We start from the raw sequence: 13,068 nt of genomic DNA on the forward strand, positions 1-13,068 counted from the left end.
CCTCACTCTTTCTCGTTGTTATCGTCAGACGCGGCCCTTGCGCGCGCCTGCGCCTTGCGCCGGCCCATATTGGCCTTCAGCGCAGCCTTCAGCCGATCTTCGCGCGAGGGTGCCCCGCCGGTTTTCTGCTCCCTGCCCTTCAGGGCTTGAGGTTTCGCGCCGGCTTCGTTGGCCGATGCGGCGGGCAGATCATCAGGTTTCGGGGGATCGTCATGCGCGTTCATGCCCCCCTGTTAGCGCAGCGACAAAAAAGCGTCCAGATTATGCTTGCGCCCGTTTGCGAATACGTCTATCTCCCCGCCACGCCCGGCGATGAACCGCCGAAGCGATGGTCGAAAGGCCCCGCCGAAAGGCAAAAGTGCTGCAGTAGCTCAGTGGTAGAGCACTCCCTTGGTAAGGGAGAGGTCGAGAGTTCAATCCTCTCTTGCAGCACCATTTCTCTCCCATAAATGAAAATTGGCAGCACGACAGCGGTGTAATCATATGTGCTGATGTCAAATCGCGCTGCGTGTTTTTGCGCTGATCCAGACGGGTATGGGGCCCGCGTCGGGCTGCATCCTGTAGTCTGCGCAACATCGGTCAGGGCTAACATCCCCTGCTTCGATCTGACGATCTCTGCTGCCAGCGGGGATCATTCCCAGGCGCGGTTGAAAGGCACGCAAAATGCCCGCAAGCGCCACCCGCTCGCTGCGGAGCGGAATCGGTCATCGCGACAGGGGGCGGGATGAATGCCTGCACAGACCACGACATCCAGCATCACCGCAGCACATGCCACACAATACAAAGCATTGACGATCTCGGGGATTTTTGGTGGCGGGGGGGAGATTTGAACTCCCGACCCCACGATTATGAGTCGTGTGCTCTAACCAACTGAGCTACCCAGCCACTGGGCGCTATCTAGGTTGGCGTGCGGAGGAGGTCAAGCGGGAATCGCCAGTTTTCTGCGGCTTTCACATGACGGCGCACCGACAGGGCAACGCCGCCCGATCCGGTGCCGCTTCGGTCTTTCCTTTCGTGCAGCGCGCTGCCAGTCTGGCATAGAGATAGCCCCTGCCCCGGATGAATGATGCGTCTTTCCGCCTTGATGCTTGCCACCCTGCCGGCCTTTGCCGCGACCACCGCCCATGCCGAAGCACCCGGTGCGGTGGAGCGGTATCTGCTGGCGGATCGGCTGTTTGCCGCGGGCGTGGACGCGCGCGACGGGTTGAGCCAGATCGCTGCCGCCCGGCTGTCCGGCGCGATCACGCTGCAAATGCTGGATCTGAAGCCCGAGGTCAGCGGCAAGGGCAAGGCAGAAGTCGTGGCAATGCCCGGCGCGCCCGAGATGCTGGAAGCCGCGCGCCGCGCGGTCGAGGCGGACGAGACCTTGGGGATCCTGCTGGCCAGCACGGAGGTGACCGCCGAGGTGCTGCCAAAATCCAGCCTGCGCAGCCTTGATGCGGCCCTCGCCCCCGGCCAAAGCCACCTGTACCGTCTGCCCGCCGATGGCGGCGCGATGGTGGAGATTGCGGCCCTGTCGGATGGCGCGGTGCAGCTTGAGGTCGCGACCGAGACCGGCATTTTGTGCAAATCCGCGCAACTTTGCCGGATCAGCCTGCCCGAAAGCGGCTTCCTCTCGGTGACCCTGTCCAATCCGGGCACGGATGCGGCAAGCTACCGTCTGCTGACCAACTGACACCATAAATGCAAACAGGGCCGCGTCGGTCACCCGCGCGGCCCTGCTGCTGCCCCCCACGAGGAGAAGAGGGGGTCAGAGCACCTCGCTCACCAATACGGTGCGCTTTTCAGCCACGGCTTTGACGGCTGCATCTGCCAAAGCCAGTGCGATCAGGCCGTCCTCGCCCGACGGCGATGCCGAGCCTTTCCCTGCAAGTGCCGCGATGAAGCTCGCGATTTCGGCCGCATAGGCCTCGGTATAGCGGGTCATGAAGAAGTCATGCAGCGGCGGGCGGGTATAGCCCTTGGCATTGGCCACCTCGATCGAGACCGGGCGCTGGTTCTCGGCCGATACGAGGCCTTCCGATCCATGCACCTCGATGCGCTGGTCATAGCCATAGGTCGCCCGGCGCGAGTTGGAGATCACCGCCTGACGGCCACTTGCCGTTTTCAGCATGACCTGAACCGAGTCGAAATCGCCGGCCTCACCGATGGCCGGATCGACCAGCACGGCGGCGGTCGCGGCCACTTCGGTCACTTCTTCGCCCAGCAGGAACCGCGCCATGTCGAAATCATGGATCGTCATGTCGCGGAAGATGCCGCCCGAACGCCCGATATATTCCACCGGCGGGGCACCTGGATCGCGCGAGGTGATCACCACCATCTCGACCTTGCCGATGGCACCGGCATCGATCTGGTCGCGCACCGCGCGGAAATGCGGGTCAAACCGGCGGTTGAAGCCAACCATCAGCGTGCCCTTATGGGCGCGCACCACCTCAAGGCATTGCTTTACCCGCGCCAGGCTGAGGTCGATAGGCTTTTCGCAGAACACTGCCTTGCCGGCCTTCACGAAGCGTTCGATCAGATCAGCATGAGTATCTGTGGGGGTGCAGATCACCACCGCATCGATGTCTTTCGCCGTCTCGATGGCCTCGATCGTGCGCACGTCGCAGCCATATTGATCGGCAATCGCCTGTGCCGCCGCCGGGAAGGCATCGGCCACGGCGACAAGCTGCGCCTGCGGATCGCCGGTCACCGCTTTCGCATGGACCTTGCCGATGCGGCCTGCGCCCAGAAGCCCGAATTTGACTGTCATTTCATCCTCTTGAAGTTCATTCCGGATATGCACCGGAAACCGTCTGTCATTCGGGGTAAGCCCCGGAAACTGTCTGATCGAAATCGACAAGCGCACCTGTCATCACGCCGGACGCCTCCGACAGCATGAAACTGGCGAGTTCCGCCACATGGGGCGGCTTCACCAACATGCCCATCGGCTGCTTGGCTTCGGCTTTTGCCAGCCAGTCATCGCCGCCGCCATGGTATTTGCGCTGGATCAGATCCTCGCCGGGGGTGTCCATCCAGCCGCAATTGATGCCATTCACCCGGATGCGCTGCCGCCGCAGGGTATGGGCCGCGTTCTTGGTGATATTGGCCAGCGCCGCCTTCGACGCCGAATAGGGTGCCAGGAAACTCTGCCCGCAATGGATCACCATCGACAGAATATTCACCGCCTGCGCCGGATGGTCGTTCTGGATCGCCAGCTGCGCAAAACGCTGCAGCGCAAAGAAGGCACCGCGCGCATTGACCGCAAAGATATGGTCAAAGCGTTCCGGCGTGGTGTCGAGGATCGAGCCCCGGTCGGTCGCCGCCGCAGCATTCAGCAGCGCGGTCACCCGGCCGAAATGCCGGGCCCCGGCATCGACCGCCGTAATGGCATCCGCCACCACCGCCATATCGCCCGCCACGAAATGCACCTCGGCCCCAAGGGCGCGCAAGCCTGCGGCCGCCGTCTCGCCACGGGACGCATCGCGCCCCGTGACCACCAACTTGCGGCAGCCATCGGCAATCAGCCGCTCCGCAATCGCAAGGCCAAGGCCCTGCGTGCCGCCGATCAACACGGCACTGGTGTCGCAGTGATCAGGCATCTGCCGTCTCAACCCCTTTGACCCCGGTGATATAGCTGACGATATCGTTGCCATCCGTCTCGTCCTTGTTCAGCGAGGCGACGATGCGCCCGCGCCGGAACACCACGATCCGGTCCACCAGATCAAAGACCTGCCGCAGATTGTGGCTGACCAGGATCATCGGGATGTTGCGCTCTTTCAAGCCGCGAATGATGTTCTCGACCTGCGCGGTTTCCTGCACGCCAAGCGCCGCCGTCGGCTCGTCCATGATCACCAGCTTGGACGCGAAGGCCGCCGTCCGGGCGATCGAAACGCATTGCCGCTGCCCGCCCGACATGTTGCGGATCGGGTTGTCGACATTGGGGATCTTCACCGCGGTGGTCTTCAGCGCCTCCAGTGTGCGTTCACGCATCGCCTTGCGGTCCAGGATAGAGAACGGGCCAAGCCGCAGCTTGTAAAGCTCGCGCCCGAGGAAGAGGTTCGAAGGCACATCCAGATCATCGGCCAGCGCAAGGGTCTGGAACACCGTCTCGATCCCGGCCTCACGCGCTTCAAGCGGCCCGGTGAAGTTCACATCCTGCCCGTCAAAGAAGACCTGCCCGGCGCTGCGCTGTTCCACCGCGGTGATCTGGCGCACGAAGGTCGATTTGCCCGCGCCATTATCCCCCACCACCGCGACATGTTCACCTTTGCGCAGAACAAAGTTTGCGTCTTCCAGGGCATGGACCCCGCCATAGCGTTTGGTCAGGCCGCGCGTCTCAAGAATGATATCGCTCATGATCTTACCCTCGCCCGCGGCCACGTTGCCGCCATTGATCCAGCACCACGGCACCGACGATGATCACGCCTTTCACCATTTCCTGATAATAGGCATCCAGTTTCAGGAAGGTGAAACCCGAGATGATGACGCCGAAGATCAGCGCGCCCAGCACCGTGCCGATGATCGATCCACGACCGCCCTGCAGGCTGACGCCACCGATCACGGCCATGGCGATCGCGTCCAGTTCATACATGACGCCCATGCCCGCCTGCGCCGTCAGGTTCTTGGAAGACAACACAATGGCCGCCAGCGCCGACAGAAGACCCGCGATCACATAGATCAGCACCTTGGACTTCTCGACATTGATCCCCGACATCCGCATCGCCTGCTCGTTGGAGCCGATGCCGTAGCAATGTTTGCCATAGCGGGTATAGGTCAGGATCAGGTGGAACAGCACCGCAAGGCCGACAAAGATCACCACCGGCATCATGCCTTTGCCGATGGCGGCATAGCTGTCGGTCGGGAAGGAGATCGGGTTGCCCTTGGACCACCATTTGGCGATGCCGCGCGCCGTCACCATCATGCCAAGCGTCGCGATGAAGGGCGGGATCTTGGTATAGGCCACCAGCGCGCCATTGACGAAGCCCGCCAGCAACCCGCAGCCCAGGCCCACCATCACCGGCACGATCACCGGCAGATCCAACCAGCCCTGCGCGGCGAAGATCGCCTTGGGATTGGGGTTGCCATTCACCATGGCGACCTGCGCGAAACTCATGGCGACCATGGCTGTCGCGCCCACGATGGAGCCGGAGGACAGGTCGATCCCGCCCGAGATGATGACCTGTGTCACACCCAGTGCGATGATCCCGGTGATCGAGACCTGAAGGATGATGATCTGCAACCGCTGATGATTGAAGATGGCATCGACATTGTCGCGCGTGTTGAACAGGAAGCTGTCGCCCATGAAGATCCGGCCGACGAGTTCAAAGATCAGGACAATACCGATCAGCGCGAAAAACACGTTCCATTCAGGCGCGCGCGCCCTTCTGCTCGGGTCGTATTTCAGACCGCCAAGCCCATGCGTCGTGGTGGACATGCGCCCCCTCCCCCCGCTGATGTCATGTGGAAAATCGGCCCGCCCCACGGCCTGAGCATTCAGGCACCTAAAGGTTGAGGCAGTGGATGGTCAGGGCGGCGTGACTTCGCCGCCCTGTGGGCCCGAAGGGCTCAGTTCTTGGCGAGGTAGTCGCCGATATTGGCGGGCGTCACCAGCTTGAAGGGCACATAGACCTTCTTCTCGACGGCTTCGCCTTTCGACAGCTTGATCGCCGCATCCAGCGCGCCTGCGCCCTGGCCTGCCGCATCCTGGAACACGGTCACATCCAGATCGCCCGCCTGCATCGCAGCCAGCGCGTCTTGCGTCGCGTCGATCCCGGCGATCACCACCGACCCCATGTCGATGCCGGCAGCCTTGATCGCCTGAATGGCGCCAATCGCGCTTTCGTCATTGTTGGCGATCACACCATCGAAGGCCGCCCCCGAGGACAGCCAGTTGGTCATCAGGTTCTGGGCCTGATCGCGCTGCCAGTTCGAGGTCTGCTCGTCGAGGATATTGATCTTCACGCCGCAATCCGGCCCGCCGATCACGTCATGGATGTCCTTGGTGCGCACGACCGCAGCCTGGTTCGACAGCTCGCCCATGATGACATAGACATTGGCCTCGGTCTTGCCGGCTTCCTTGAACAGACGGCAGACCTCAAGGGTTTGCAGCGTGCCCGAGTCGACCTCGTTCGAGGCGACGAAGGCTTGCTTCTCGGGCAGGGTGTCGACGTTCACCGGCTCGCGGTTCACATAGACCAGCGGCACGCCAGCGGCATTGGCCGCATCCGACATGGCCTGCGTGGCCGAGGTGTCGACCGGGTTCACCACGATGGCGCTGACGCCGCTTGCGATGAAATTGTTGATCTGGTCCAACTGCTTGGCCACATCGTTCTGGGCATCTTCCACCTGAAGGTCGACACCGATGGCCTTGCCCTGATCGATCATGCCATTGCGCAGCACGGTCAGGAAGTTGTCGTCAAACAGGGCCATCGAAACGCCGATATTCTCGGCCATGGCCGAGGTCCCCATCAGCGTGGCAATGCCTGCAATCAGGAATTTCTTCATATTATCCTCCACGAGCGAGTGTCCGGCACACCCGTTTCTCCCTGCCGGACCGCCCCCTCCCTCGGGGCGGTAGCATTCACGGCGGGGCAATGCACCCCCGGCCCGGTCACGATGGGACAAGCCCGGCCCAACAGCGCGATGCGCCGCTGGGTCAGTCCGATTCCCGGTCGCGGTGGGCCCCGCGTAATGGAATTGATATTCTATTTCTGCTGCAAAGCAACTGAAAAATTCCACTTTCAGGGCGAGAGATCGGGTTTCTTCCCGCCTCATCCTGCCGGATATTGCCCGCAGTCCGTTGGAAATGCACGGCAAAGCGCGGTGCAGGCGCAAATTTTGGAATATTCATTCCATTTCACGCCCGCACCATCCTTTGCACGACAGCCTATTCGGAACTCCGCAGCACCGAGGCCGGGCGCGCCGCAAGCGGACGCCAGGCAAAGGCCAGACCTGCCAGCAGGGTGGCAATCACCCCGCCGGCCACGATGGCCAATGCCGAGACAGGCTCGAAGCGGTAGCCGACCTCCATCACGAAGGTCATCACCGCCCAACCGGCAATCGTGCCGGCGAGAATGGCGACCAGCCCGGCCGCAGCCCCCATCAGCCCGGCCCGCAGGGCAAAGCTGGCAAGGATGCGCCCGCGCGTGGCCCCCAACACCTTGAGGATCGCGGCCTCGCGGACGCGCGCACCCTCGCCCGCGGCCGCCGCCCCGATCAGCACGACAAAGCCGGTGGCCAGCACCGCCGCCGCCGCCCAGGCGGTCGCGGTGGCAATGGCGTCCAGCGCCTCGGTCACCCGATCAATCGCTTCGCGCACCCGGATCGCGGTGATATTGGGCCAGGATCCCGCCAGATCGCGCAGGATGCGCGCCTCGTCCTCGGGCGGGGCATAGATCGTGGCGATATGGCTATGCGGCGCGCCTTGCAGGGCGGCTGCATTCATCACCATGACAAACCCCATGCCGCCGGTGGCAAAATCAACCTCGCGCAGCGAGGTGATCGTGGCGGTGATGTCGCGGCCCAGCACATTCACCGTCAGCGTATCACCCAGCTTCAACCCCAGCTCGTCCGCCTCCTTGGCCGAGAAACTGACCTGCGGTTCCCCCGCATAGCCCTCGGGCCACCATGCGCCTGCGGTCACCTTGGTGCCCTCAGGGATTGCATCGGCATAGGTCAGGCCGCGGTCGCCGCGCGTCACCCAGTGATCACCTGCGACATCGCGCGCCGGTCGGTCATTGATCCGCGCCAGCACCCCGCGCAGCATTGGCGCGCTTTCAACCCGGCTGATCGCCGGATCCCCCTTCACACGGGCCAGGAAAGGCTCGATCTGGTCGGGCTGGATGTCGACAAAGAAATAGGCCGGTGCCCGCGTCGGCAGGTCACGGTCGATGGCCGCGCGCAGATTGGCGTCAATCTGCCCGACCGAGGCCAGAACCGACAGGCCAAGCCCCAGCGACAGCACGACCGAGACCGCCTCGCCGCGTTCCGCCGCGATGGCACCAAGCGCCGCCCGCAAGGACACATGCCCGCGCATCCTTCGCGCCGCCGCGCCCGCAAGACGACGCAAACCAAGGGCCGCCAGCATCAGCACCAGCAATGCCCCGATCACGCCACCCGCCGTGCCAAGCGCCAGCCGCCATTCACCCGAAAGCCAGACCGCGCCGCCGACCAGCAGCAGCGCAAGCGCAGCGATGGTGGCCAACCGCAAGGGGCGCGGCAGGCCCCGGTTCTCCGCCCCGCGATAGAGGGCTGCGGCCCGCAGCCGCTCCACCTGCGCCAGTGGCCAGAGGGTGAACAAAAGCGCGGTCAGCAGCCCGTAAAACGCGGCCTCCAATAGCGGGCGGGCATAGATGGCAAACTCCACCGGGAAGGGCAGCGCCGATGCGATCAGCGGCCCGGCCAGCACGGGGGCCAATGCGCCAAGCCCCAGACCGATGGCCACCCCCAGCCCCGCCAGAATGCCGACCTGAATCAGATAGACGCGAAAGATCAGCCGGCTTTCCGCGCCCAGCACCTTCAGCGTCGCGATAACCGGCACCTTGCGTTCCAGCCATGCCCGCACGGCAGAAGACACGCCGACCCCGCCCACGGCCAAGCCGGCCAGCCCCACGATGACAAGGAAAGCCGCCATCCGGTCAATGAACCGCTCTACCCCCGGCGCCGCACGGCGGCTGTCGCGCCAACCCATGCCATGGCTTTCAAACTGCGCACGGGCCTCTGCCTCCAGCGCCGCCAGATCGGTGCCGGGCGGCAATTGCAGCCGGTATTCGGTCTCATAAAGCGCGCCCGGCACCAGCAGGCCGGAATTTGCAAGATCGCGCGTCATCACCAGCGTGGGCGGCCCAAGACCAAAGCCGCCGGTGCTGCTGTCGGGCTGGCGGATCAGGGCCGCGCCGATATGGAACGCCTGCGTCCCCAGATGCACACGGCCCCCCGGCACAATGCCCAGCCGGTCCATCAGCACCTTGTCCAGCACGATGCCCGGCACGCCACCCTTGGGCGCAAGCGCATCGGACAGGGCTTGCGGCGGATCCAGGTCGACCGTGCCGTAAAGCGGGTAAAGGTCATCAATCGCGGTGACCTGCGTCAGCGCGCGTTCCTCGCCCGCCACCACCATCGACCGGAAATCGACCACTTCGGACACCCGCATGGCCACGCGGTCCATAAAGGCGCGCTCATCGGGTTCGGCAAAGCGATAGGTGAAATCCATCTGCGCATCGCCGCCCAGAAGGACCGCGCCCTGCGCCTCCAGGCCGGTTTCGATGGCGGATCGCACCTGCCCCACCGCGGCGATTGCCGCCACGCCCAGCGCGATACAGGCCAGAAAGATGCGGAAGCCATGCAGGCCACCGCGCAATTCCCGACGCGCAAGGCGCGCCGCCAGCTGCCAGCTCATGCCGCCACCCGTGCCTGTGCCACCCTTCCATCGACCAGCCGCACCACGCGGTCGCAGCGCTGGGCAAGTTCCGGCGCATGGGTCACCAGAACCAGTGTCGCGCCATGGCGGTCCCGCAGCCCGAACAGCATATCCATGATCGCAGCCCCATTGCTGCCATCCAGATTGCCGGTGGGTTCATCCGCCAAAAGGATCGCGGGTCGGGGGGCTGCTGCCCGGGCCAGCGCCACGCGCTGCTGCTCTCCCCCCGACATCTGGGCCGGGTAATGGTCCTGCCGGTGGCCAAGCCCCACCGCGATCAGTTCGGCCTCCGCGCGGGCGAAGGCATCGTCTGCGCCTGCCAGTTCCAGCGGCACCGCGACATTTTCCAGCGCGGTCATGGTCGGGATCAGGTGAAAGCTCTGGAACACCACGCCCATATGCGCGCGACGAAACCGCGCCAGCGCATCCTCGTTCATCGTGCCCAGATCATGGCCCAGCGCGGTGACGCGCCCGCCTGTCGCACGCTCCAGCCCGCCCATCAGCATGAGGGCCGAGGATTTGCCAGACCCGGAGGGCCCGATCAGCCCCACTGTCTCGCCGCGATCAACGCTGAGTGAGATACCCTTCAAAATCTCGACCGGCCCGGCATTTCCCGCCAATGTCAGTTCCGCAGCTTCCAATGCCAGAATCGGTTCGCCCATGCCCTATACCCTTCGTCTTGCGCTTTCCCCTGCATATGGGGCGCGTCATGCCCTCGGCAAAGCCTTCATAACGCTGATGTTCCCGATTTCAGTCGCGGTGACGCCAGTTTGGGCGGAGGCGCCGGAGGTGGTGGCGCTGGGCGACAGCCTGACCGCAGGCTATGGACTGGCTGAAGGCGAAGGGTTCGTGCCGCAATTGCAGGCCTGGCTGGATGCGCAAGGCACCCCGGCCAAGGTGGTGAATGCAGGCGTTTCAGGCGATACCTCGGCCGGGGGGCTGTCGCGCCTCGACTGGTCGCTGACACCTGAAACTGACGCGCTGATCGTCACGCTGGGTGGCAATGACATGCTGCGCGGCCTGGACCCCGCGATGACACGCGCCAATCTGGACCAGATTCTGAGCAAGGCCGGTGAACGCGGCCTGAAGGTGCTGCTGATTGGCCTGCCCGGCCCCGCGAATTTCGGCCCGGACTGGAAGAAGCAGTTCGACGCGATCTTCCCCGACCTTGCCGCAAAACATGGCGTGCTGCTGGAGCCGAGCTTCCTTGCCGGTCTCGGTGCCGCGGATCCGGCGGCGGTGCAGGCGCTGATGCAGGCCGACCATATCCACCCCAATGCCGAAGGGGTGAAGCGGATCGTCGCGCAGATCGGTCCGCGCGTGCAGGAATTGCTGGCCGAGTAACCTGCAGCGCAGGGCTGCCCGCGGGGCTCAGCCGTTCTCGCGCAGGACCCCGCCCGCAAGATAGAGCGATCCACAGATCAGCACCCGCGCGGCGGGATTTTCGCGCGCGATCATCTGAATTCCCTCGGCCACTGACGGCGCGATATCTGCCGCGATGCCTGCGCCGCGCGCAGCCTCTGCGGTCACCTCGGCCGGCAGGGTATTCGCCTCACCGGGGATCGAGACGGCAAGCAACCGCGTCAGATGCGGGGCCAGCGGGCGCAGATAGCCCGTGATATCCTTGGTATTCAGCATTCCGCAAATCGCATAGGTCGGGCGCACGGGCATCTGAGCCAAGGTCGCCGCGATTGCAGCACCACCCGCAGGGTTGTGTCCGCCATCCAGCCACAGCTCTACCCTCGGCGCGCTGTCGACCAGCGGGCCGCGCTTCAGACGCTGCATCCGGGCAGGCCATTCGGCATGGCTGACGGCAGCCTCGCAGGCCGCTTCATCCGCGCCCAGATGGCGCAGCGCGGCCAGCGCCGCCCCGGCATTCTGTATCTGATGTGGCCCCGGAAGATTGGGCATCGGCAGATCCAGCAGCCCGCGTTCATCCTGATAGATCAGACGGCCGCGTTCCGTGCTGACATGCCAGTGCTGGCCATAAGCCAGCAACGGCGCGCCAAGGCGTTCGGCGCGCGCCTCGATCACCGCCAGCCCCTCATCCGCCTGCGGTCCGACCACGCAGGGCACACCGCGCTTGATGATCCCGGCCTTTTCGCCCGCGATTTCCGGCAAGGTCTCGCCCAGATATTGCTGATGATCGATGGAAACCGGGGTGATGATGGTCAGCGCGGGCTGGTCCACCACATTGGTCGCATCCAGCCGTCCGCCAAGGCCCACCTCCAGCAAGGTATAATCCGCAGGCACCCGCGCGAAGGCAAGGAAGGCCGCACAGGTGGTGATCTCGAAGAACGTGATCGGCTCCTGCCCGTTGGCGGCGATGCATTCGTCCAGCAGCGCAGACAGCGCGTCTTCGGAAATCAACGCGCCCGCCAGACGGATGCGTTCATGAAACCATGCCAGATGCGGCGAGGTATAGGCGTGAACGCGTTTGCCCTGTGCCTCCAGCCCGGCGCGGATCATCGCCTGGGTCGAGCCCTTGCCATTGGTCCCCGCGATATGGATCACCGGCGGCAGGCGGCGTTCGGGATGATCCAGTGCGGCCAACATCCGCGCCACCCGGTCCAATGTCAGATCGATGATCTTGGGATGAAATTCCATCATCCGCTGCAACAGCGCGTCGGAACGGGTTGTATCGGTCATCGCAGCCTCGCGGATGTGAAGACGGCCCGCCTTATATGGCGGGCCGATGGGAATGCGTGCGCGCCTGAGGCCGATCAGGCCTTGGCGGCGGGGGCCTTCGGCGCGGGTGCCGGTGCGTTCGACGATGCGTTCGACGGTGCGGGCACCGGCAGATCACCATGCACCGCAGGGGTTTGCCGCGTCAGCATGCGGATGATCGTCACGATCTCGTCCTTGAGGTTCTTGCGATGCGTCACCCGGTCCAGCATCCCGTGATCCAGCAGATATTCCGCGCGCTGGAAGCCCTCGGGCAGTTTTTCACGGATCGTCTGTTCGATCACCCGCGGGCCTGCGAAACAGATCAGCGCATTGGGTTCCGCGATCTGCACATCGCCCAGCATCGCATAAGATGCGGTGACCCCGCCGGTGGTCGGGTGGGTCAGCACGACGATATAGGGCAGCCCCGCCTCTTTCAGCATCTGCACCGCCACGGTGGAGCGCGGCATCTGCATCAGCGACAGGATGCCTTCCTGCATCCGCGCACCGCCCGCGGCTGAAAACAGAACCAGGGGCCGTTTCAGCGCCACGGCCCGTTCCGCCGCCGCGATGATCGCATTGCCGACATACATGCCCATGGAGCCTGCCATGAAGGCGAAATCCTGCGCCACGGCGACGACGGGGGTGCGCAGCACCTCGCCCTCGGCCACCAGCATCGCGTCGCGTTCGCCGGTTGCCTTCTGCGCGGCCTTGATGCGGTCAGGGTATTTCTTCTGATCGCGGAAGTGCAGCGGATCGGCGATCGGCTCCGGCACCTTCACCTCGACGAAGACGCCGCCATCAAACAGCGCGATGAAACGGTCGCGCGGGGTGATCGCCATATGGTGATCGCAATGGGTGCAGACGTTCAGATTGTCCGCCAGTTCCCGATGGAATAGCATGGTCCCGCATTCGGGACATTTCGTCCAAAGGTTTTCCGGCACCTCGCGCCGCGAAAACAGCGAGTTGATCTTCGGACGGACGTAGTTGGAGATCCAGTTCAT

12 protein-coding genes and 2 tRNA genes are annotated in these 13,068 nt (G+C 64.2%); 3 read left to right on the forward strand and 11 right to left on the reverse strand.

All coding sequences use genetic code 11. The features are described from left to right. Positions 1-2 precede the first annotated feature (2 nt). Positions 3-224, reverse strand: a complete 222-nt coding sequence (locus tag GBJ34_RS17685) for a hypothetical protein (protein ID WP_151720526.1) — start codon at positions 222-224, stop codon at positions 3-5. 136 nt (positions 225-360) lie between these two features. Here GBJ34_RS17685 and GBJ34_RS17690 point away from each other — a divergent pair. Then, positions 361-435 (forward strand) — tRNA-Thr (locus GBJ34_RS17690). A gap of 373 nt (positions 436-808) precedes the next feature. On the opposite strand, the gene GBJ34_RS17695 is transcribed toward GBJ34_RS17690, so the two are convergent. Beyond that, positions 809-885 (reverse strand) — tRNA-Met (locus GBJ34_RS17695). Between the two features lie 178 nt (positions 886-1,063). On the opposite strand from GBJ34_RS17695, the gene GBJ34_RS17700 reads away from it, so the two are divergent. After that, the gene (locus GBJ34_RS17700) at positions 1,064-1,675 is read left to right on the forward strand and encodes a hypothetical protein (RefSeq protein ID WP_151720527.1); all 612 of its coding nucleotides are present in this window, start codon (positions 1,064-1,066) and stop codon (positions 1,673-1,675) included. 75 nt (positions 1,676-1,750) lie between these two features. Here GBJ34_RS17700 and iolG read toward each other — a convergent pair whose 3' ends face one another. The 7 genes from iolG to GBJ34_RS17735 form a co-directional block, all read right to left on the reverse strand. Continuing rightward, positions 1,751-2,752 carry an inositol 2-dehydrogenase gene (iolG, locus tag GBJ34_RS17705; protein WP_151720528.1) on the reverse strand — a complete coding sequence of 334 codons (1,002 nt, stop codon included), beginning with the start codon at positions 2,750-2,752 and terminating at the stop codon, positions 1,751-1,753. 46 nt (positions 2,753-2,798) lie between these two features. Continuing rightward, the gene (locus GBJ34_RS17710) at positions 2,799-3,581 is read right to left on the reverse strand and encodes an SDR family oxidoreductase (protein WP_151720529.1); all 783 of its coding nucleotides are present in this window, start codon (positions 3,579-3,581) and stop codon (positions 2,799-2,801) included. After that, positions 3,574-4,338 (reverse strand): ATP-binding cassette domain-containing protein, encoded by a 765-nt coding sequence (locus GBJ34_RS17715; RefSeq protein WP_151720530.1) that lies wholly within the window; start codon positions 4,336-4,338, stop codon positions 3,574-3,576. Before GBJ34_RS17715 ends, GBJ34_RS17710 begins: the two co-directional genes overlap by 8 nt. 4 nt (positions 4,339-4,342) lie before the next feature. Further along, the gene (locus GBJ34_RS17720; RefSeq protein WP_151720531.1) at positions 4,343-5,416 is read right to left on the reverse strand and encodes an ABC transporter permease; all 1,074 of its coding nucleotides are present in this window, start codon (positions 5,414-5,416) and stop codon (positions 4,343-4,345) included. A 131-nt stretch (positions 5,417-5,547) separates the two neighbouring features. Then, positions 5,548-6,486 carry a sugar ABC transporter substrate-binding protein gene (locus GBJ34_RS17725; protein ID WP_151720532.1) on the reverse strand — a complete coding sequence of 313 codons (939 nt, stop codon included), beginning with the start codon at positions 6,484-6,486 and terminating at the stop codon, positions 5,548-5,550. A gap of 382 nt (positions 6,487-6,868) precedes the next feature. Then, the gene (locus tag GBJ34_RS17730) at positions 6,869-9,379 is read right to left on the reverse strand and encodes an ABC transporter permease (RefSeq protein WP_151720533.1); all 2,511 of its coding nucleotides are present in this window, start codon (positions 9,377-9,379) and stop codon (positions 6,869-6,871) included. Further along, positions 9,376-10,062 carry an ABC transporter ATP-binding protein gene (locus GBJ34_RS17735; protein WP_151720534.1) on the reverse strand — a complete coding sequence of 229 codons (687 nt, stop codon included), beginning with the start codon at positions 10,060-10,062 and terminating at the stop codon, positions 9,376-9,378. Before GBJ34_RS17735 ends, GBJ34_RS17730 begins: the two co-directional genes overlap by 4 nt. On the opposite strand from GBJ34_RS17735, the gene GBJ34_RS17740 reads away from it, so the two are divergent. Further along, complete coding sequence (locus tag GBJ34_RS17740; protein ID WP_151720535.1) at positions 10,061-10,744, forward strand: arylesterase; 684 nt, start codon at positions 10,061-10,063, stop codon at positions 10,742-10,744. The genes GBJ34_RS17735 and GBJ34_RS17740 overlap by 2 nt on opposite strands. Positions 10,745-10,771: 27 nt before the next feature. Here GBJ34_RS17740 and GBJ34_RS17745 read toward each other — a convergent pair whose 3' ends face one another. Then, positions 10,772-12,049: a bifunctional folylpolyglutamate synthase/dihydrofolate synthase gene (locus tag GBJ34_RS17745; protein ID WP_151720536.1), complete on the reverse strand. Its 1,278-nt coding sequence runs from the start codon at positions 12,047-12,049 to the stop codon at positions 10,772-10,774. A gap of 74 nt (positions 12,050-12,123) precedes the next feature. Next, positions 12,124-13,068: an acetyl-CoA carboxylase, carboxyltransferase subunit beta gene (gene accD / locus GBJ34_RS17750; protein ID WP_151720537.1), complete on the reverse strand. Its 945-nt coding sequence runs from the start codon at positions 13,066-13,068 to the stop codon at positions 12,124-12,126.

The sequence above is a fragment of the Gemmobacter serpentinus genome (assembly GCF_008973825.1).
Taxonomy (GTDB): Bacteria; Pseudomonadota; Alphaproteobacteria; order Rhodobacterales; family Rhodobacteraceae; genus Gemmobacter; species Gemmobacter serpentinus.